The organism is Microbulbifer mixtoriginis (SeqCode), assembly GCF_052467515.1.
The window spans coordinates 842828-864243 of sequence record NZ_CP174314.1; the positions used below are offsets into that span (position 1 = coordinate 842828).

At 45.6% G+C, this 21416-nt stretch carries 18 protein-coding genes; 10 read left to right on the forward strand and 8 right to left on the reverse strand.

Features of this window, described 5'->3' with window-relative positions; genetic code table 11:
* Window positions 1–103: 103 nt before the first annotated feature.
* Window positions 104–1042 carry a hypothetical protein gene (locus ACJJIT_RS03525; RefSeq protein WP_444899995.1) on the reverse strand — a complete coding sequence of 313 codons (939 nt, stop codon included), beginning with the start codon at window positions 1040–1042 and terminating at the stop codon, window positions 104–106.
* A 309-nt stretch (window positions 1043–1351) separates the two neighbouring features.
* On the opposite strand from ACJJIT_RS03525, the gene tnpA reads away from it, so the two are divergent.
* The 6 genes from tnpA to ACJJIT_RS03555 all read left to right on the forward strand — a co-directional run bounded on the left by tnpA (window position 1352) and on the right by ACJJIT_RS03555 (window position 7923).
* On the forward strand, window positions 1352–1786 hold the full coding sequence (tnpA, locus tag ACJJIT_RS03530) for an IS200/IS605 family transposase (protein ID WP_444899996.1): 435 nt from the start codon (window positions 1352–1354) through the stop codon (window positions 1784–1786).
* Between the two features lie 484 nt (window positions 1787–2270).
* Window positions 2271–2996 carry a hypothetical protein gene (locus tag ACJJIT_RS03535; RefSeq protein WP_252083096.1) on the forward strand — a complete coding sequence of 242 codons (726 nt, stop codon included), beginning with the start codon at window positions 2271–2273 and terminating at the stop codon, window positions 2994–2996.
* Window positions 2997–3305: 309 nt separating this feature from the next.
* On the forward strand, window positions 3306–4421 hold the full coding sequence (locus ACJJIT_RS03540) for a phospholipase A (RefSeq protein ID WP_444899997.1): 1116 nt from the start codon (window positions 3306–3308) through the stop codon (window positions 4419–4421).
* Window positions 4422–4454: 33 nt separating this feature from the next.
* Complete coding sequence (locus ACJJIT_RS03545) at window positions 4455–4859, forward strand: NUDIX hydrolase (protein WP_444899998.1); 405 nt, start codon at window positions 4455–4457, stop codon at window positions 4857–4859.
* A gap of 227 nt (window positions 4860–5086) precedes the next feature.
* A complete protein-coding gene (locus ACJJIT_RS03550; protein ID WP_444899999.1) occupies window positions 5087–7150 on the forward strand; it encodes an aminotransferase class I/II-fold pyridoxal phosphate-dependent enzyme in 2064 nt (687 codons plus the stop codon).
* Window positions 7151–7182: 32 nt separating this feature from the next.
* Entirely contained in the window at window positions 7183–7923 is a 741-nt protein-coding gene (locus ACJJIT_RS03555) for an SDR family NAD(P)-dependent oxidoreductase (RefSeq protein ID WP_444900000.1), read from the forward strand.
* Between the two features lie 4 nt (window positions 7924–7927).
* Here the strand turns inward: ACJJIT_RS03555 and ACJJIT_RS03560 are convergent, their stop codons facing one another.
* The 6 genes from ACJJIT_RS03560 to ACJJIT_RS03585 all read right to left on the reverse strand — a co-directional run bounded on the left by ACJJIT_RS03560 (window position 7928) and on the right by ACJJIT_RS03585 (window position 14713).
* Window positions 7928–9688, reverse strand: a complete 1761-nt coding sequence (locus ACJJIT_RS03560) for a hemopexin repeat-containing protein (RefSeq protein ID WP_444900001.1) — start codon at window positions 9686–9688, stop codon at window positions 7928–7930.
* A 200-nt stretch (window positions 9689–9888) separates the two neighbouring features.
* The gene (locus ACJJIT_RS03565) at window positions 9889–10590 is read right to left on the reverse strand and encodes a UTRA domain-containing protein (RefSeq protein ID WP_252083090.1); all 702 of its coding nucleotides are present in this window, start codon (window positions 10588–10590) and stop codon (window positions 9889–9891) included.
* A 79-nt stretch (window positions 10591–10669) separates the two neighbouring features.
* Entirely contained in the window at window positions 10670–11479 is an 810-nt protein-coding gene (gene phnX, locus ACJJIT_RS03570; RefSeq protein ID WP_444900002.1) for a phosphonoacetaldehyde hydrolase, read from the reverse strand.
* Window positions 11480–11528: 49 nt separating this feature from the next.
* Window positions 11529–12083 (reverse strand): HD domain-containing protein, encoded by a 555-nt coding sequence (locus ACJJIT_RS03575; protein ID WP_444900003.1) that lies wholly within the window; start codon window positions 12081–12083, stop codon window positions 11529–11531.
* Window positions 12073–13257, reverse strand: coding sequence for a TIGR03364 family FAD-dependent oxidoreductase (locus ACJJIT_RS03580; protein ID WP_444900004.1), 1185 nt, complete (start codon window positions 13255–13257; stop codon window positions 12073–12075). The genes ACJJIT_RS03575 and ACJJIT_RS03580 overlap by 11 nt, the downstream gene beginning before the upstream one ends.
* 19 nt (window positions 13258–13276) lie before the next feature.
* Window positions 13277–14713 (reverse strand): DUF5690 family protein, encoded by a 1437-nt coding sequence (locus tag ACJJIT_RS03585; RefSeq protein WP_444900005.1) that lies wholly within the window; start codon window positions 14711–14713, stop codon window positions 13277–13279.
* Between the two features lie 159 nt (window positions 14714–14872).
* On the opposite strand from ACJJIT_RS03585, the gene ACJJIT_RS03590 reads away from it, so the two are divergent.
* Complete coding sequence (locus ACJJIT_RS03590; protein ID WP_444900006.1) at window positions 14873–17458, forward strand: TonB-dependent receptor; 2586 nt, start codon at window positions 14873–14875, stop codon at window positions 17456–17458.
* A 65-nt stretch (window positions 17459–17523) separates the two neighbouring features.
* Here the strand turns inward: ACJJIT_RS03590 and ACJJIT_RS03595 are convergent, their stop codons facing one another.
* On the reverse strand, window positions 17524–19212 hold the full coding sequence (locus tag ACJJIT_RS03595) for an acyl-CoA dehydrogenase family protein (protein ID WP_444900007.1): 1689 nt from the start codon (window positions 19210–19212) through the stop codon (window positions 17524–17526).
* 667 nt (window positions 19213–19879) lie between these two features.
* Between ACJJIT_RS03595 and ACJJIT_RS03600 the strand changes: the two genes are divergently transcribed.
* The 3 genes from ACJJIT_RS03600 to ACJJIT_RS03610 are packed head-to-tail and all read left to right on the forward strand — an operon-like array spanning window position 19880 to window position 21374.
* Window positions 19880–20563: a LuxR C-terminal-related transcriptional regulator gene (locus ACJJIT_RS03600; protein WP_444900008.1), complete on the forward strand. Its 684-nt coding sequence runs from the start codon at window positions 19880–19882 to the stop codon at window positions 20561–20563.
* Window positions 20560–20973 carry a CsgE family curli-type amyloid fiber assembly protein gene (locus tag ACJJIT_RS03605; RefSeq protein ID WP_444900009.1) on the forward strand — a complete coding sequence of 138 codons (414 nt, stop codon included), beginning with the start codon at window positions 20560–20562 and terminating at the stop codon, window positions 20971–20973. Before ACJJIT_RS03600 ends, ACJJIT_RS03605 begins: the two co-directional genes overlap by 4 nt.
* The gene (locus tag ACJJIT_RS03610) at window positions 20973–21374 is read left to right on the forward strand and encodes a curli assembly protein CsgF (RefSeq protein ID WP_252083081.1); all 402 of its coding nucleotides are present in this window, start codon (window positions 20973–20975) and stop codon (window positions 21372–21374) included. The genes ACJJIT_RS03605 and ACJJIT_RS03610 overlap by 1 nt, the downstream gene beginning before the upstream one ends.
* Window positions 21375–21416: the final 42 nt, after the last annotated feature.

Genomic DNA, 21416 nt, shown 5'->3' on the forward strand with positions numbered 1-21416 from the left:
TAGAGGGAGAAATCATGATCGACCTCCAGGTGTCCACCAATAAGGTCGATCATGGATATACAAGTTTTTGCAATCCTATCTATAGCCGGAATGGTTGCCAGCCTTACTTGGTTACGTCAATAAAAATACCCATGTGGTCAGTGACAGCTGCAGCCATATTGACACCGTTAATATTGACTGCAGTGCTCTGTGATAAGTAGTCCACATTTACGATATTGATAGTCGCAGTATTGTAAACCGCTACATCATATTTTTTACTGGCAGTACTATTGGTGCCAGAAAAACTGCGTTGATGGGAATCTGAGGGTGTTACCTCACTTGCAGGGTGTGCGTCGTGAAAGATCGTATTTGTTGCCCGGCTTATTACTGAAGGGGTAAAACTGTTGCTGCCTTGGTTGGTATCTCCCATCACGAGGTCAATTGCACCGTGGCCCTGCTGCAACAGGTATTTATTAATATTCTGATAAAACAATGTTGCCTGTCCTTCACTCTTGGCAATGCTATTGGGGACATGCACAAATACAGCATTGACATTGCCTGTTTTCACCGCGATCCAGCCCATACCTGACCCCAGGACTTGGTGTTGGGTAGTTTTTGCGGCATGGACACTAAAACTGTTGCAGGCCTTGCCTGTGGAGCTTGATCCCACCAGCGCTCCGGCATGTTGCTGCATGGAGCTCCATTCGCTATTAGCCCCATCCATTTCACCATATACCAATAGATCGCAAGTTTTTCTTAGCGAGCGATAGAGATGTTGGTGAGTCTGTCGCGCCTTGCCCTCAACCATAGTGAGAAATTGGCTGTTGCTGTGTTGGCCCTTGGCCATATAACCCACAGGTGCCTGGGAGACCAGCTGGGCGGGGCCGTAAAGCGGAGTGTGGGGGTCCAGTCCTTTGGCGGTTGGCATTACCAAAAGCCAGGGACTTTGATTGGCGGCTTGGTGGTTATGGGTAACACGAGTGAAATGCTGGCTGTTGGAAGCACCAACATCATGATTGGTACTGGCGTTTGAATTTATGGATTGATAGGCAAAGGTTGGCATGTCGGTTACTCATTTTTATTGAATCTTCCAATGAATCACGAGGTTTAATACCTTTTGTTAATAATAAAAGCCAGATCTTTTTTGCGATTATGGTCTTTTAGAGCAGGTGCTTGTTAAAGCATTTTGGCGTCAATTTTATTTTCCTGACTGTAGTTTTGTATGGCGGTAAAAAGTTTTTATTTGCTCGAATTAATTAACACACTGGTAAACCACCGCCTCTGGCGGTGAGACTTGACAAGGCTCAGCCGTTCCGGCGTGCAGAGTAAAAATATGGCCTCCATGAACGGGCAAGTTCTAGAAGGAGGCCATATGCGAGATTGGCAGTGCCAAGCTCACGTGAAACATTATTGCAGGTACCACGTGGTATTTGTGCCCAAGTATCGAAAGAAAGCGTTATTTGGGACATTGAGGCGGGAGATTGGAGCAATATTCCGAGACTTATGTCGTCAAAAGGGCACTGAGTTAGTCGAGGAGTACGCAATGAGGGATCACATTCATATGCTGTTAATGATTCCTCCGAAGTTTAGTGTTTTCAATACGGTTGGGTTTCTGAAAGGGAAATCTGCGATCCAGATATTTCGGAAGTACAAGCATGTACAGAGAAATTTCACAGGAAGACACTTTTGGGCTCGGGGTTACTGCGTGAGTACAGTGGGGCTTGATGAGCAGATGATTCGAGAGTACATCAAGAATCAAGAGGTCGAAGAACGCCGGCAAGAGCAGATTCAACTAGCGGGGTTGTAACTAGCCCCCTCTGGGGGCTTTCACCATACCACCCGCTATGCGGGTGGTTGCTGATTTTCAGTTTATGTAAGGTGAATTGGTTTTAAATTTCAGTGCTGGAGCAATGAATAAGTTGCCTTATAAATAAATGAATTGCGGATTGGGTCAATCAGGATTTCACTTTTATTAAGCATTGTGTCTGATCGATAGGTATTATCAAAGATTAACGAGTCGGATTTGTCAGTCGCTGTTTCTTTATTTTTTTTAATAACTAGTCTATGCCAGCATGGAATAGTGCTAGTAAATGCTTGCGTTACTTGTTTTGATAGCGATGAGATATATCCATTTTTCTCCTCTTATTTCCGCTCAGAAATCCCCGTACAAGCGCATAAATATATAGTTAATTTTCGCGCCAAAGCCCGGGTGCTCAACCCACCTTGTGCAATACTTTTTGGGTACTGAACCATCGGTCTGGTGCATGCAGTGAGCAGGGAGGAAATCTGTAATGCGTTTGAACTCAACCCTTGCACAAGGGCGTTATCATTACAGCTGTGACGGGCGTGAGATGCCTGTTCAAGATAGCTGGCAGTTGGGCTTTGATGCCCTTGGACGCCGCTCTCTGGTCAGCCAGAGACTGGTGGGTGATCGAGGCTTCGGCATAGAGGTCTTTGCGCTGCTAAATAATGGCTTGGTGAGTGAATGCCAAGTGAATTGGCGCGATGAGGTTGATGAGGTCAGCGCGCATTATCATTTGTGTTTCCCTGAAGGTCAGCCTCCCCGATTAGGAGATGAAATAGAGGCTAACTGGAGTGGCCCTAACGGCCCTCAAGAGTTGCGTTTGGGGGGAGAAAACCGTCTGCTATTCCCTCTAATGCGAGTTTTTATGGGGCCGCTATTGAAAACACTGGTAAAACACCAAGCGGGTTTGGAAGTGGTTTCTCCAGATATTGTCGACCCCTCCCAGCGAGGAAAACTATTGGCTCCCAGAGTAAGCCATCGCACGGCGCGAATTATGGCGGGTGATCAGGCTAGTCAGCGCTCTCAGGATCTGGGCCCAGATATCAGCGGTTATATTTATCAGGGGGATGAGGCTGAGCGGGATGCGCACTGTTATGTGGATAACCGCAGCCTGCTAGTCGGTTATGATTGGCCTTCTAGTACCGGGCGTTTGTGGCAGGTTCGCCTCAGAGACCTGGAGTGGTCTCCCAGTCTCACCAGTCTCCTTTTTTAATTATTATCTTGATATTGTGTTCACCGGACTTATGCCCTGTGAACACAACTGGTTTTATCAGTCTAGTGAATAATGATGATTATTTGACGCATCATTCACTCTGCCGGAGGCTTATAGCCTTTCCAGCCTGGTAAGAATTTCCTCAAAATATCTTTTCTCCCACATTTTGAACTTTTTGTGTCTGATGCACATCGTAGTCAACCGCCGGTAACTGGACTTTGAGAGAGTACCGGAGGAATTTATACCGCGGGATTTTTTCAGTACCGCAGTGTAAGATTTCGTCACTTATGTGCTAATGGGGGAGCCATTTTGCCTTTATCCAAAACCAATTCGCGCTGGGGTATGCCGCTGGCGGTCATCTTATTTGTGACTTCACAGTTACCGCTTAATGTTGCTTTGGCAAGTATTGATGGTGAGACCGAAATAGAGCTTAAGGAGTTAGACACAACCCCGGAGCAACAACAAGAGCAGTGCTTGCACGAGCAGCTGCTGATTTCCTCCGCCGATACCACACTGAGGGATATTCGCCTGCTCTGTGCCGATCGGGTGAGAGCCCAGCTTGGTCTGGAGGAGGATTTCTTCGAAGTCGACCCTGTGGTGGAGGAGTACTCTGAGGAATTGCCTACGGATGAGGTCTTACTTGGTGGCCGGGCCCAGGCCATTCGCGATGCCGCCAGCAACCCCTTTACACTTGCCTCCCACAAGACCAACTACATATTGCCATTTACCTATAACCCAACTCCGGAGAAGGGTGGGCTCTCGGATTACGAAGGCGAAGGGAAAGACCTTGATAATATCGAGGTGCAATTCCAGTTATCAGTACAAGTACCGGTATGGCGGGGTTTTCTTGGCAGCGCTTCATTTATGAGCGTTGCTTACACCAACCGGAGTTTTTGGCAAGCCTATAACTCTGATAACTCGGCACCATTTCGTGAGACCAACCACGAGCCAGAGCTGATTCTCACCTGGCTCAATAACTGGAGCCTGTTTGGCTGGCAGAATGTCGCTAACCAGATCGCTTTCAACCACCAGTCCAATGGACGCAGCGAACCTTTCTCCCGCAGTTGGAATCGGGTATATGCCAACTTTATTTTTGAGCGGGATAATTTCTCGATTGGTATAAAGCCCTGGTATCGCCTCAAGGAGGATCGTGAGGATGATGACAATCCGGATATAGAGCATTATTTAGGACATTTTGAGCTGGGTGGCCGCTACCGCGATGGCGATCACACCATAGCCGTTATGATGCGCAATAACCTGCGCTCGGAAAATCACGGTGCGTTTGAACTGACCTGGGGTTTTCCCCTGGGTGACCGGGTGGATGGCTACATTCGCTACTTTAATGGTTACGGAGAAAGCCTGATTGACTACGATGAGTCAGTGCAGACTCTTGGCTTCGGCTTCACCCTGGCACAGGGGTTCTAACTCCTATTGGGCAAAGATTCAGGGATGGAATCGATGGGATTTGAAGATAGCTACCGGCTCAGTGCGCATGCGGTGATTACGAATGATTCTGGTGAGGTCCTGCAGCTGCTGGCGACCTATGCCAACCGCAGTTGGGGGTTACCCGGTGGTGCACTCGATCCCGGAGAGACCATTCACGAGGCTCTGCGGCGGGAGTGTCATGAAGAGTTAGGGCGTGAAGTGCGTATCGAATACTTGAGCGGCGTCTATTACCATAAGATCTACAATTCTCATGCATTCATATTCCGCGCCCATTTTACCGACAGAAGATATATTACCCTCTCTAGTGAGCACTCAGAGGTAGCTTATTTTCCCCTTGAGCGCCTCTCCGAAGTGCAACGGCAGAGGGTCAGGGACTGCCTCGAATTCGACGGCGTTGTTCGCAGCGCAAAGTTCTAACTTTACCCCCTTCTTTGGCAATAGATCTGGTCAGTCAGCACGCTTTTGGCGATTTTCGCCAAAAGCACTGACATCGCGGAATTCCCCGGTCCGCTCCATTAGTATTTGCCTCCTGGTTTTTTACCCAAGAACTCCAGATTCTCCGCTTTTGCCGGGGGACTAAATAAAAGTTAATAAAATCAAACAGTTGAATAATTAAGGCAGCGGCCCTCAGCAAGTTGCGGGCTATGCTGGTGGATAAGAATATGGGTTTGGAAATGAAGATGCCTGAACTGGGCAACCTGAAGCACAGCGTACAGAAGCTGGAATGCCATGTCGCGCTAGTGAGCGCAGACAGCAAATTAGCGGGAGACTGGGTTAGCGCCCTCAATAACACCGCGACTCTGCATGAAAACCCCTTTGGCCTGGTGTTTGAGGCGGTGTTACCGACAGATGTGGAACAACTGGCACTGGAGGAGTCTCGTCTTCAGGCGATTATCGTAGATGGTGGCACCGATACTCAGGGGTTGGAAGCTGCCGATCTGCTCGCTGACCAGATACATGCACTTCGTTCTCAACTCAATATTTTTTTGGTGGCACAAAGTGATGTCGCCGGTGGTACTCCTCTTGCCGGTAAGAGTGGGGTCAAGTCACTGACCAACCTGCGTCGCCGCTTTGACGAGCTGTTTGATCGCCGAGAGGGCAATTTCAACCATATGTTCCGCCTGGTACAGGCGTTTATTGCCCGCCGCGCCTCCACGCCTTTTGCCGATACCCTGAAGGAATATGTATTCTCCGCACGTGACGCTTGGCATACTCCTGGTCACTCCGGTGGTGACAGCCTGCGCAACAGCCCCTGGGTTGGGGACTTTTACCGCTTTATGGGCGAGCATGTATTCAATACGGATTTGTCTGTTTCCGTACAGATACTCGACAGCCTGCTGGAACCGCACTCGGTAATTCAGGAAGCACAGGATCTTGCCGCCCAGGCGTTTGGTTCGCGCCATACCTTTTTCCTGACCAATGGCACCTCCACTGCCAACAAGGTCGTGATTCAGCAGATACTCGGTGGCGGCGGCAAGATTATTGTCGACCAGGCCTGCCACAAATCGGTTCACCATGCGATAGTGATGAATCGCTGTGAGCCGGTTTATCTGAAGTCGGTACTGCACCCTGAATTCGGCATTTATGGCCCGGTGAAGCGCTCGGATATCGAGACGGCGCTTGATGAACATAGCGATGCGCGCTTATTGGTTATCACTTCCTGCACCTACGATGGTCTGCGCTACGATTTGAAACCTATTATCGATTACGCCCATGAGCGCGGTGTCAAGGTGCTGGTCGATGAGGCTTGGTTTGCCCACGGTTTCTTCCATCCAGAGCTGCGCCCGACCGCGCTCGAGTGTGGCGCCGACTATGTGACCCAGAGTACCCATAAGATGTTGTCGGCTTTCTCCCAGGCCAGCATGATTCATGTGCAGGACCCGGACTTCGACGAATTCCGTTTCCGCGAAAACCTGAACATGCATGCGTCTACCAGCCCGCAATACGCCATGATCGCCAGTCTCGATGTGGCGCGTAAGCAAATGGCGATGGAGGGTTATGGACGTCTCAAGCAATGTCTGCAAATGGTGGAAACCCTTCGCCGTGCAGTCAATGAAACCGGTGTATTTAGAGCCCTGACCCGCGACGACCTGATTGCTGAGCCTCTAGCGGGTGACAATATCGGCCTGGACCCCACCAAGGTAACCATCGATATTTCCCGCAGCGGCTATTCGGGCAACGAGATGCAGATCAAGCTGTTTGATCAATACGGTATTCAAGTGGAAAAGACCACCTACAATACCATCACAGTACTGGTAACCCTGGGCAGTACTGAGAGTAAATTGTTGCGCTTGATTCATGCGCTGAAGCAGCTAGCGGGGAATACTCACAAGCGTATTCATGTCGGTACTCCGCGCCGCCTGCCTGAGTTTACCCGCTTCACCTGTCTGCCGGCGGATGCCTACTTTGCCGATACGGAAGAGTTGCCTTTGATGGACAATGGGGTGGACGCTACACAGAATCTTATCGGTCGCACCAGCGCCGATGAGATAGTGCCTTATCCGCCGGGCATCCCTGTTCTGGTACCTGGCCAGGAGATTTCTGAGCAGATAGTGCAGTACTTGCAGCAGTTGTTGCAGGGGCAGAATACTACGGAGATTCACGGCCTGATTTTCCGCTCAGATGAACCTATGCTGCGTGTAGTCAAGGAAGTCGCTGAGAAATCAGAAAACAAAGACAAAAAGTCCGGCGGCAAAAAGGTAAAATAAAGCCACACGAGCTATCCGGCATGGAGGCTGGTATGTTTGATCAACCAAGGATGGTATTACTGGCGGGTGCCTCGGGCGGTTTGGCTCGCGCGATAGGCGCCGAAATTGTTCGGCGCTATCCCGATATTACTTTGGTGACTTTGAGCCGTGGTACAGTGGATCGGGTACCTGGACACGCCGGCGAGCGTCGTCACCTGACAATCTCTCTCGCGGACGAGCACTCTATCAGGGCTGCCGAGACTTTCCTTTCTGAATTTTCATCTCCGCCTGACTGGGTAATTAACTGTTGTGGATTGTTGCACGATGAATTTCATGGCCCGGAAAAATCTCTAGCGCAATGTGAGGATGATTGGTTGATACAGTCTATGCGTATCAATCTCCTCACTCATATGCACCTGGCCCAGGCGCTGGATAGAAAATTACAACGCAAGCAGCCGCTGCTATGGGTATCCCTGTCTGCCAAGGTGGGTAGTATCGGTGATAATGAGTTGGGGGGCTGGTATAGCTATCGTATCAGCAAGGCGTCACTCAATATGTTGGTAAAAAACCTGTCTATTGAATGGGGGCGCCGATTGGAAAACAGTTGTGTGGTGGCAATTCATCCGGGCACTACGGATACAGCACTTTCCAAACCCTTCCAGGGTAATCTGGCGCCGGGAAAATTATATAGCCCGGTACTGAGTGCCGGGCGTATTGTGGATGTACTACAACAACTGGCGCCCGCTGATAGTGGTAATCTGTTTTTTTGGGATGGTAGCTGTTTGCCCTGGTAGTGAATCAGGGGGTCATCAAGCCTGGCCAGGTTTCATTATCTGTTGTTCTCGGATACCCACTGTATGCTTGATCAGATGTAATGGAGTAGCGTATATAGCGCTGGTTTTTGAGGAAAAAATATGCACGAAATGTGTTCCATTGGTGGGCTGCGGTTATCTCCGTAGCATAAGGACCGAGTCCAGGCCAATTGCTGTCATTGATAGGTTGGGGGTAGCCGCTGTCAAGTTGGTCTTCTTCCAGGTCGTAGCGTAAATAATTCCCGTCTTTGAGAAAGAAATAAACTTTGCTATTAGGCCATTTCAGGACAGCGCGAATTTTTGTCGCGTAGGTAGCCAAACCAGGCCAAGTATTGTTGTCCACCAATTTGGGATAGCCGGAATCGACCCGATCTTCATTGAGGTCATAGCGCAGGTAACGCCCGTCATTTAAGAAGAAATAGCCTTTGTCACTGTTGGCTTTAAATGCAGCAACAATCAGGTGGGCATAGTCGCCCAAGCCAGGCCATGTACTGTTATTGGTTATGCGTGGATAACCGCTAGAGGCTTTGTCCAGGGTTTTATTGTAGCGTACATATTGATCGTCACCGCGAAAATAGTAAGCACGTGCAGTGCTCCAGTCCAGGCCAGCAGTAATTTCCAGGGCCGATTTACGCAAAGCAACAGGGGTATCGTTATGTACGAATACATAGTCCAGGACTCCCTGTGCTTCTGTATAGTCGGTCCAGCTTTGTGAGCTAGCGTCGACGACATCAATGAACTGGTCGTTCTGGTGAATCTCCACGGGTCCGCTATCTGTGGAATACCATTTAATTGTCTTATTGTCAGCAGCCATCATTTTACGTATTCCAGGGCTGCCAATCAGTGGGTTACCATCCAGCTTCCAATTCGTTTGCAGCTCAATATCCATAAAACGCAACACCGTTGGTGCAATGGAGGTTTGGGCAGCATGGCCATAAATTCCATTGAAATCTCCATTGTGGATATCTCCAATAAACTCGCTGTGCTCAGCATTTAACGGCAAATTACTGCCAATAAAAATTGTTTTCTCGCTGGCAGTTTGTGCCCCATGCCCGCAGCCGCGAGAATCACGGCCGTGGTCTGTAGTTACAAGCACTAACCATTCTTCACCTTTTGCAATACGTGTATCTACGGCATCTAACAGAGCGCCCAGCTGAGTGTCGCTTGTGCGAATGCTTTCGTTATAGTGATTGCCAAAACAGGAGCTGTGACCGACACCATCGGGATCATCCAGGTGTAGGAAAAGGAAATCCACATGACCTGAGGCTATTTCCTGCACGCCGCGTGTGGTGACATCCGCATCGGAAAGACCACTTAAAACCAGGTTAGCCTGTGCCAGGTCGGTAGTAAAAAAGTTGGTATTTATAGGGCTCCAATGGGATATGCTGCCCACCCAAAGGCTATTATCAGCCTCCTTTATCCGTTTGAACAAACTGGGGAATCCTGCATTTGCCAGGCCTGAGTCATTGGACGTGACTTGGTGCTTGTCAACCCAAACTCCTGTAAGGATAGTGGACCAGCCGGGGCCACTTTTAGTGTCCTGTTGACTTTGAGAGCCACTGATACCACCGGTATAAGCCTTGTGTAGAATTAATCGATCATAATTGGGGGTGTCTATATCCTTGAGCTTTTCGTACTGCAGCCCATCAACGCCAACTAGAAGTACCTTTTTATTATTCTGGGCAAAAACGAATTGGTTACTGGAAACAAACGAAATTAACAACAGGCAGTAGATAAGTGTCTTCATATCAAATATCCCGTATTTTCAATGATTTTCTGGTCTAGACCAGTAATGATAGAATAGACGATAGCTATTAAATCCCAATGAAGGGATTTTTACAGCGATACTGCAAAGAAAAGACAGCTATTTAAAAGCTAATAACTAACCAATCTCCCTCATTAAAATTAAAGAGCAAGGAATTTTTTAGGTGCGTTAAAAAATAAGTACTATCTAGTGGCTACTTCCATTTCTATGGCGTGGGGTAGCCAGTATTCAATATTGTAATCAATCAGATATTCAGCAGAATCATAGCGAAGTCTTAAGATTCTCAGGCCTGGAGCACCAGCGTGTATACCCAATGGCTCTGCATATTGCAACTCCAGGTTCGCAACCTGAATATTACAGCGCTCGTGAGTGATATTTACCCTATAATTATCTTGCAATATTTCGGTAATAGATCCGGATAAATCGAAGTCAGATAATTCAGGAAAACACTCTGATGAGAGATAACTCTCTTCTACCATGACTGGCCTTTGGTCCAGGTAGCGGACTCTTCGGATTTCAAAGTACCTGGTACTTTTAGTGGCGTTAAAGGCGGAATAAATATTGTGTCTTACGGTCAGCTTACGGACCCCAAGTACTTTGGTGGTTGCTCTAAAACCCTGTTGTCGGGCCATGGAGTTGAAATTTACCTTTTGTGTCGGGTTCATCACAAATCGATTTGGTGCAACAAACCAGCCTCTGCGATTTTGTCGGTACACCAGTCCCTCACCTTCAAGACGGTTTAAACCATCTCGTAAAGTAATACGTGTGACTTGCAGCTGCTCCGCCAGCTCGCGCTCAGCGGGCAGCTTGTGATTGGCGGCCAGGCGACCATTACCGATCAACAATTGGATATGTGATTTAATTTCTACGTAACTGGAGGACACAGTATTTCTCTTGGGTTTGACTGAAACTCGGTCTTAAGCCTGGGCTACCAAACTGGTATTCCTGAAGTTTGATAGCCTATCAGGGGCGTTGTCCAAGAGCCAGTCGGCGATTGATATCGACCAGTACGGGTTCAAGCTTATTGATATCGTCTATCAAATAATGAGCGCCGCAATTCTCAAGTTTTTGATAAGCGCCAATACTGTGATTTCTTTTTTCTTCCTCCGAGAGTGCTTGCCAACTTCCCAGGGATAATCCCGAAGCATTGCCTGAAAGTACCACTGCAACTGTCCACATGCCGGCATTGCGCCCCTCATGAATGCCTGCGGCGGTATCATCAATCTTGACACATTGGTTGACAGACGGGATTTCCATTTCAATGACGTTCTTTAATGCAGCTGCGGGTCCTGGTCTTGCGCCCACAGCTTCATCTGCTGCAATAACACAGTCGGGCTCTAGGCCTTGTTGTTGAGCTTTTGCCAGCATGCCTTCAATCATTATGCGACTGTAACCTGTGGTGCTACCAATACGTATATTACGCTCACGCAAGCGGACAAATAGTTTGTCGGCTCCGGGTATTATTTGGCTGTGCCTATCGATTTCCTGAATCTGTATCGGGGCCAGACGGCGATATAGTCCGTCTATATCAGATTCCTGGGATGGGCGCCCATGAACCACTTGCCAGGCAGTTTGAATGGAATTTTGTTGTAGCATCTGGCGAATATGTTCTTTCTTCTCAGTACCCATTGGAATACGGGTTTGCTCTTCACTGACCGTAACTCCAGCCTCAGCAAAAATTTGCATAAACGCTTGTAAAGGGGCGCGGGAGCCAAAATCTACTAAGGTTCCGGCCCAGTCGAGGATAGCAGCTTTAAGTTGCAGTGGTTCCATGGATTATCTCCTTTTTGGTAATTGATAAGGGAGTTGAGCGGTAAAATATCTATCGACTAAGTACCTTTGAGCAGATCTTTAGCCAGTGATCTAGAGGAGCTACGGCTAAACCAGGCACTTTTCCTGAATCATCCCACTCGCGCAGACGTAGAGCATCCTCGGCGAATGGGGTATTAAGAAAATTATCTTTTTCTTTATCTGTCATTCTTTTTCCTTGTTTTTTTAGGGTTTTGTGGCTTGCTGCGGATAGCCGTGTCTCATAAATGTTATCTGTATTCATTAAAAATCTTTTAGCTTGAACATGTAGGGCGATAGGCTTTGTGACTGTATTGGGAAAACCCCACCTTTCGAGTAAATCTGCACCTATTAGGTCATGTGCACTGTAGCCTTCAGTATCCGTCCCGGGTATTTTTTCCTTTATAGCGTGGAGATGGCCGATATCATGAAGAAACGCTGCAACAGTCATTTCATCGGAGATACCAGAGTGTTCCGCCAGGGTGGCACACTGGGTAGCATGCTGTAGCTGCGTGCATTTTTCTCCAAGTGTTAAATTACCGTACTGCAAAAATAACTGTTTAATTTTATCGACAACATTAGCTCTCATCGATTAAGCACTCATCTAGAGGGATCTTGTCCAAAATACCCTTCACTACCCGTTCCATTAATGCTGGTCCGGTTGTCATACCTTTTCCTCCAATACCGGTTATTAAATGAATATTTTCTGTTGCGGATTTTAGGAATACCCCTTGGCTACTTTCCTGGCTGTAATAGCCATTCCAAGTCCTGGCAACATTTAAATGGGGTAGATTAAGGATACGCTTGGCTTCGGCTACCATCAGTGAGTTGATTTCCTGATATATTTCATAGTCCAAAGTGCCTGAGTCCTGGGCAGTGAAGTACTCATGAGAATCGCCAATGATGATGCTGCCATCGGCAGATTGTCGGAATAGAAGGTGGATACCAAATTTTCCATAGCTTGGATCAATATGGGGCTTCGGTAAATTTTTATAATTAGGGCAACTTTTAAATGCTTCATAGCGGCGGATTGTCAGACCTGTAAGCAGGTTCCCTGGTATTTTGACTCCCTTGATTTGTTGGGTGCGCAACATCTGCAATTTACTAAGCTGTAGCTGTTCTGTTTGTAATAAGTGCGGAAATAAATGACTAAGTTGGTGGCCACAACAAATCATTACCTGTTCTGAAATAAAAGACTCACCTGTTGAGCAGCGAAGCTGGACCCCATTTTTGACTTCCTCTACGGCTATTACCGGAGATGCCTTCTTAAAATGTAAATTTTTCGTGTCTTCAAGTAGTTTCCAAAAAAATTTCATTAGCAGGGAGCTTTCGGCACTCATTTCCTGTGGATAGTAGAGGCCACCATGGCAGTAACTCTGCTTTAGTAAATTAATTTGCTTGTGACACTGCGTCGAGGTAAGAAGCCTGGAAACGTAGTTAGTCTCACGATTAATCTCATGCATTTCCTCAAGTAGATTGGCCTCTTCTAAAGAAGAAGCCACGTAGAGAGAGCCATGCTGCCAGAGTGCGTCCGGCATTATTGTCGCCAACTCGCCATAAAGTTCCAGCGATCGTCGCCCCAGATTTCGCCATAGTTTTAGATTCATACCAGATGGTACTACTTGGCCAAAATTGCGTACCGTGGCTCCGTGAGGCTTAGTGCTGGCTTCAATTAACAGTACTTTTTTTCCGGATTTGAGTGCATGGTAAGCAGCAAAACTGCCTAATATCCCGGCACCGACAATGGCAATATCAAATTTCATAACTGCTCTATAGCCTTTTTTACACTGGAGAAGTAATAAGCCTCGACCGTGAAGAAGAATTACGGTGCAAGCGGCGAAAGAAAAGAAGCGAGAGCAGCATTAACAAAATACATGCAAAACCAGTAGCATAGGAAAGTTGCTGAGTAAACTGTAACCAGTTTAGGTTTGGTTGCGCGAAAGTCTTATAGAGCATGACACTAATGCTGCCGATATAACCCGCACTATCTGCCAGATAAATCACAAATCCTGCGTTACCTAGGCTCTTGGTGCAGGCGACCAGACGTTCAAATAACAAACAGTTAAATGGAACATAGCCTATATAGAGCCCGATATTGATCCCAATCATCCAGGCAGCCCCGGATACAATATCTAACTCAAATGCGAGAGTTGAAGTTATGCAGATTGCTCCCCCAGCCGCGACTAATAGCTGGTTTAGCTGCAATGCGCGATAGTTGTTACGTACAAAAATAAGTAGCGCCAGGGATGCTAAAACTATCAGTGCCACGGGTAGAGTGCTGGTAAGGAAGATCTGGGGTGCTTGACCATGACCCAAAGCTTTCCAAAGCTCTGCAGCAAAATTATCAGAGAAGTCACGAAATGCCGTTAGGAATACATAAGCGATGATTAAAGCCAATAATCCCAGATTCGTTTCGTTGACGAAAGTCCAACGCATTTCATTCGTCATTGGTACTCTTTGTTTTCGTGCACGGATGTCTGCTTGGTTGGGTTGGGGAATTCTATTGAGTGTAAATGTCGATAGAATCAGTGCAGGTAGAAATAATAAGCCCACGGTTGCAGGCATCCAGATTTCCGGCACTTTCCATTCCAGCATTAGATATGCGGCTACTGCTTTTACGGCTCCTGAAGAGACGATTAAGCTAACACATAAAATGGCGCCTAGTGTTTCAGTAAGACGACGCCCCTCTAAATAGCTGAATACTAGTCCCCACACCATTCCAAGTGGGAGACCATTAAAAAAAAGCATGACAACATTATAAGGAGCGGGGATCAGTGCGAATGCTATCAAGGCCAGATGACTGAAAAGAATTAGAATTACCAGCATTCTTCCCCGCTGCAATGGCCGTAACTCTGAGACAACCTTAATCCCGATAATTTTTGAAAACGCATAACCCAGTACTTGGGAAATTATAAGTGCGGTTTTAAAGTCTAGAGTGAATTCCCAGCCGGAAATGTTGGCGTAAGATGCTGCTGCAAAGGGCTTGCGGAAAGCATACATACAAAAATAAGTGAAGAATGCAGCAACTCCGGAAAAGAGTAGCAAGAAAAGCTCACTGTTGAAATCTTCACTGGAATCAGATTCCTGTTTTTTACCGGTTTTTTCCATTTTATCGATAGCTGCCATTTGGTCTAGACCAGATTTTAGGTGCTTATGATTGCGTTTTTGTGACAGTCTTTTTAAGTTCAATAACCATTCCAGATGGTAAAAATTTTTCATTTATATATTCGCAGGGAATATTCACACACCTGTTATACAAACGTCATAGCGGCAATTTAGGATTCTGGTCTAGTCCAGATTTATGTTGATGATCGAGCAAGTTAATTTGTGTCGATAAAAATTTGCCAATCATTTTTTGATTGATACAGGGGAAGTAAAATGATTTATGTCAAATTATTGCCTGCAACGATTACTCTGCTGGTGGGACAAGTAAATTACGCTCATGCACAAGAAAGTAGTAAGCAGAGTGTCCAGGATGATAGCGAAATAGAAGAGATTGTTGTGCTTGGACGAATGTTTGAGACAGAGTTACGTTCCCTGGAGTTACAGAGGGAATCCAACCGGATTGTTAATGTGGTATCGGCAGATGGTATAGGAAAGTTACCGGATCGTAACGCCGCAGAGGCAGTTCAAAGAGTCGCAGGCGTATCTATCGAGCGTGACCAGGGGGAAGGACGGTTTGTCGCTGTGCGTGGCCTCCCGTCCCAATGGAGTTCTTCTAGCCTTAATGGTCATCGTTTGCCATCTGCAGAAGAGGAAACTACCAGCAGGGCTACGGCGTTTGATTTCTTTCCATCGGAGCTGATTGAACGTATTGAGGTCTCTAAGGCTGTTACCGCGGATCAGGAAGGTGACTCTATTGGCGGCAATGTTAATTTTGTGACTCGTACAGCCCCTGAAGAACGCACTTTGGATATATCCCTATCTGGTGGCTATGCGGATAAAGCCGACGGTGATATTAAATCCATGAGCATTCTTTATGGGGATAGAAGTGAAGGTGGTAAATGGGGATTTTTGGCCAATGTAACTGGTTGGAGCAGGGATTGGGCAACAGATAACTACGAGCCTCGCCGTAAAGGGGAGGGAATATATCGATTGGAACTGCGGGATTATACCGGAACCAGAGATACCCTGGGGTTAAACCTTGCTACTGAATACCGATTGGAAGAAGGAGGTAAGATTTTTGCTCGTGGTTTGTATGGGACATTAGAAGATGAGGAGACACATTACAAGCACAGGTTGCGGTTCGATAAAGATAGAATGGAACTTCAGCATATCCACAATACTTTGATAACACGTATGCAAGGTGTTGAAGTTGGTGGAGAGCACTTTTTTGGTGATGATAAGCAGCTGAATTGGAATTTAGCCAGCTATGATAATGAATTCCGCTATGGGAATACACCCAATAAAGATGATCGCTCTTATTTTGTAATGCGTTTTGATCAAACGGAAGTAGGTTATGTTGGTCTGGATGATGATGGGCTGGCTTACAACCAAATCGATGGTGGTACTGACCCAGCAGAAAATATACCCACTCACCTCCCGGATGGTTTTGTAATGGACCCAACCCAGTCCAGCCTATCTTGGGTTGAACTATATAAAGTGTATGTCAACGAAAAGGATAAAGTGGTAGCCACTTTTGACTTTTCTTCCCAGTTTTCCAGTGAGCTGGAGTTAAAGTTCGGTATGAAATATCGGGACAAGGAACGGGTGTCTGAATTCTCCGATGCATTTTACATTTGGGATGAGGAAAACTATGGGCCTGCCCCAGTTCTCTCTGACTTTACCTTGTCTGATCAGCCTGGCAGAAATGATTTCCTATCCGAGTTGGATATCAACTATGAATCCCAATTTTCTCAGGTTGCTTCAATGTCTCAATTGGAGAATTTTTGGAACCAAAACCGGGATAAATTCATTTTGATTCCCGAAGAATCAGCTCTAGTTGAAAATGGAGGGGCTCTTGGGCGAAATTTTGAGCTAACAGAGAGGCACCTATCGGCTTATGGTATGGGTAATTATGAGCTTTCAGATAGAGCCACTCTTGTAATGGGATTACGACTCACTCAGACACAAACGAAGGTGGAAAGCCAGGTATTTGTTAACGATGAAGCTAATAACGGCTATTTGGTGCCGTTTAATGGTGATAAAGAGTATTTATCCATTCTGCCATCGGCACATCTAAAATATGCGCTCACAGAGGATAGCAATATCAGGCTCGCGCTGACCAGAACCTTTGCCAGGCCGGACTTTGGTGACCTGAATCCGGGAGGGTACTATGCCGAGCACGATAATGAGTTTATAGGAGGTAATCCAGATCTTGATCCTACTTACTCTTGGAATCTGGATTTTATGTATGAATACTATTTTAATGACTCCGGGATTTTATCTGCTGGTCTATTTTATAAAGATATTACAGATCCAATTTTTAAGGATGTGAAAGAAGGTGAATATAATGGGGTGTCAGGAGTCGATATTTATAGTCCGGAAAATGGTGAAGATGCGTGGTTGGGGGGATTGGAATTTAATATCGTGCGAAAATTGGATTTCCTCCCTGGATTTCTTTCAAATATCGGGTTATCGACAAATTTAACCATGATGGATTCAGAAATGCGTATTCCGGGCCGTGATGGTGCGGTGCCGATTTCCCGTCAGGCTGATTTATTACATAATCTCTCTATCTATTATGATGACGGTGCTTTCTCCATTCGCTTAGCTCAAAACCATAAGGGAGAGTATATTGAAGAGCATGGTGGCAATAAAAATGAAGACCAGTACTACGGTGCTTACACAAGCCTGGATATGAGTGCAAATTATACGATTGGGGACAATTTAGTTATTTTTGCTGAGGCCTTAAACCTTACGAATGAACCTTTAACTTATTATATTGGTAATAAAGATAGGCCAAAGCAAGTTGAGTATTATGGGGTTCGTGGCCAACTGGGTTTTCGCTATAGTTTTTTTTAGCTAATCTTTTATCTTGCACAGGAGAAACATCTCGGTTGTCGTCGAGTTGCTTCTCCCAAAAGCAGTTAAACACCAATTGTAAGCGGGTCGCCGCGTCTGAGTAATGTTTCAATGTCAACCCCCTTGGGTAGACTGCCAGTGCTATGAGCTCCTCTAGTTTCCAGTCTTGATCGAATAAATGCATCACTAATCGATTCGTTGCCTGACTGTAAAAGTAGATGAACCTGCATTGCAATCGCCATTTGATCAATAATACTGCGTGCTCTGTATTCAAATTGATCCAAATCAGCAAGCTCTTTTTTTAGTGAATCTATAGCTTTATCGAAGCGGATATCCATACCAATGCTTGTTGCCATCTCATCCAGCCAGTGATTTACGACATTGGGTGTTTTTGTGATGGCACGCAGCACATCAAGAGCCTGGATATTACCGGAACCCTCCCATATGGCATTAATTGGAGCATCGCGGTAGAGTCGTGCAGTGATAAAACTTTCAATAACACCATTTCCACCGAGGCATTCCATCGCCTCATAGGCATGATGCGGGCTGCGCTTACAAATCCAATACTTACCCACAGCTGCTCCCAGTCTTAGGAGCATTTGTTCGTGTTCTTGATCTTCATGATCCATAGCTCGGGCCATGCGCATGGTCAAGGCCACTGACCCTTCAACTTCTAATTGCAGGTCTGCCAGGACATTTTGCATTAGGGTTTGATCAATTAGCTTTTTTCCAAAGGCTTCTCTATGGGATGCATGGTATATCGCTTGCAATACGGCTTGGCGTTGGCCCCCAGAGGAACCGACCATACAATCAAAACGAGTTATCGCGACCATCTTGATAATTGCATTGACTCCCCGACCTTCTTCACCCAAGAGCCATCCTAAGGCACCTCGCATCTCCACTTCGGAAGAGGCATTGGATACATTGCCAGATTTCACTTTGAGCCTTTGGATTTCTAATGGGTTTTTACTTCCATCCGGACGCCATCGGGGAACCAAAAAACAAGAAAGCCCGCCCGGTGCCTGAGCCAGGATTAGAAAACCGTCACACATAGGAGCAGACATAAACCATTTATGCCCAAGTAGCTCATAAGTTCCGTCATCCATGGGGATTGCACAGGTTGTGTTGGCACGTACATCTGACCCACCTTGTTTCTCTGTCATACCCATACCGATAGTCAGAGAGTGTTTTTCATAGTAGGGGCGATTACTGCCATCGTAGCCCCGGCTAAGAATTTTAGGGATCCACTCCTTGGCGATTGATGGGTTTAATTTTATCGAAGGAAGAGAGGCAAAAGTCATCGTGATTGGGCACCCATGACCCGCCTCAAGTTGACAATGCAGATAGTTCTTTGCCGCTCGAGCAACATTGGCACCGCTACAAGGATGACTCCAGGGGGAGCTGTGTAGTCCTTCTGATAAGGCAAGCTGCATAAGTTGATGGTAAGAAGGATGATAACGAACTAAGTCTATACGGTTTCCGATTCGGTCATGACTTTCAAATATGGGTTTAAACTCATTGGCAGCATAACCCCGTTCAATCATTTCTGGTCTTCCACAAACCTCGCCATAGCGTTGTAGATCATTTTCGGCCCAATGTCCGCCATTAAGGTGTACCGAATCGAGTAGAGCCTGATCGCCGGCATACAGGTTGTGCCCTGAGAGAGGGGAAGTCTGATTCTTTACCGTATGAGTGGTTGCATGGGCAGAGGGGTGAAGGTGATCGCTCATGATCAGGGCCTCAATGGTTAACATAGTTATATGTTCTTTGATTCATCTACTTGTACCAAAACACCAAACAGGTACCAAGAGACATGGTGATAGCGTACCAATACAAAATCATAAAGTAGTCCCACCCTGATTACTATTTGCGCACTCATTAAATCTATTACGCACTATAAAAATATTTAATAAGTATAATTTATAGGGTTTCTTTGGATAGGTTATCCAAAATAATATTACTTTCATGAAAGAGAGTGTATTTATTATTTTAGTGTGATTGATTAGCTAAATTTTAATTTTTGTTGCTACTTGGCTTTTTGTGCCGTTTATAGGTTTTTAACTTTTCTAGGTATGCTTTTTTTCATGCTAATATTTAAAATAAATCCATTAATTTTGTGGGTTAGTGCAAATTTATTACTGTTTTTTAAACGCTTTATTTTTTTTAAGTTTAGACAAAAGGATGTTTCTAGTTGGTTACTTAATAATCGTCTTTAATACCTTTGTATGAAAAAATGACATTTGTAATAATCGCTGGCACACTTAAGATTGAATTTTTGTTATCTGTATCACTTACTGTTGCAGTGTGTTGGTTGATCGAATAGATTTAGCTCTCAATATCGAGAATGTGGATAGAAAATAATAAAAAAGTAAGAAGTCATTAGATAAAATCTTAAAGAGATTGCATATTGGGGGAACCCAGATGAATTTGCATAAGGAATATGCACGCCTCAAAGTTGTTTCGCAGGATCATGTTTGTAAGGGTCCCGCTGTTACCTTCTTAACCTCATCAGTCAACTTGCAGAGTTCAATTTTTGCAGGGCATATTGAAGAGGAGTTTAAAACCAGATGCTCCATTGTTCAGCGAGTCCCATCTTTTTCACTTGATGGAGTTAAGGCTGATTATCTCTTGCTCGACTGTGTTGGGCTCTTTAAAGTGGATCTTGATCAGTTATTACGTGATATTCATGCTTCTACTAACTCGCCTGGCATTATTCTCTTAAATGTTGACGACCCTAATGAGTTTGACTTTGTCTTACACTGGGAGAAGGTCCTAGGATTGATGCCGGCAAAATGTGAGCCCGGGGTTATTATGGAGCGATTAGGTAAGATATTCCTGGGGGAATATTGGTTCCCTAGAGATGTTCTGCATAACTTTTTAAGGCAGCATAGACGTCCTAAAAGATGGATGGATTCTAGCGCAAACCTTACACAAAGAGAAAGACAGATATTGGAGCTTATTTGTGAGTGTAGAACCAATGCAGATATTGCGGAGGTACTATGTGTCAGTGAGCATACCGTTAAAAGTCACCTATACAAGGTTTATAAAAAGATTGGTTGCAAAAACAGATTGGAGGCAAGTAGTTGGGCGAGTCAAAATCTGTGAAATTAAAAATTCTATTTTTTTCTATTTGGTTTACTTCTAGTACAGTTATTTCCCAGGAGTCAGAGTTTGCTCAGAGCGAAGAGTCAATCCTTACTGGTTTGGTGATTGATAACACAGTAAGCGGCATAGGGCATGAGTTCGCACGCTCTTTATCGTTGTATATTACATCCAACTTGACTGACTTTGATTATAACCTGACTGTGTATGAAAGGCCTTCTGCGCGGTGGGGTAGTGTTGTGTGGGTAAATTATGAGAATAAGCAGGTGTTCAGGACTGTTATTTACCCAGGCAGAAGACGTTTTGGGCAGATAGTTGAGCAAGCTGTTGCTCAAATCAATAATAATGTACGACAGCAAAGGCTGCAGCAGTTATTTTCACAAAACTTGGACTTGGCCGGGGAGGAATTATAGTGAGGTTCTATGTTTTATTGGTTTTATCTTTCTTTTCTGTCTCTGCCTATTCGACAGAGCTTATTTACACTCCAGTAAATCCATCCTTCGGAGGTAATCCATTAAATGGTAATTATTTGTTAAATAATGCCAGCGCTCAAAACAGTAAAAAAGATCCTAAAGCTGGTAAGTCACCATACTCTGATTCATCTTCACTTGACAGGTTTACGGATACACTAGAATCCAGATTGTTGTCTCAGTTGCTCACAGATGTTGGAGATGGAAATGATGGTACTCTCGTAACCGATGACTTTATCGTTAACATACTTGATGTAGATGGTACCCTAACTATAACTATTACAGATGCTGTCACAGGAGAGCTTTCTGAGATCGTAGTCGTTGGCCTAAATCCTGGTAACTGATTTAATTGGTCAATAGATTGTTTGTTCTTTAGGGTGGTGGTG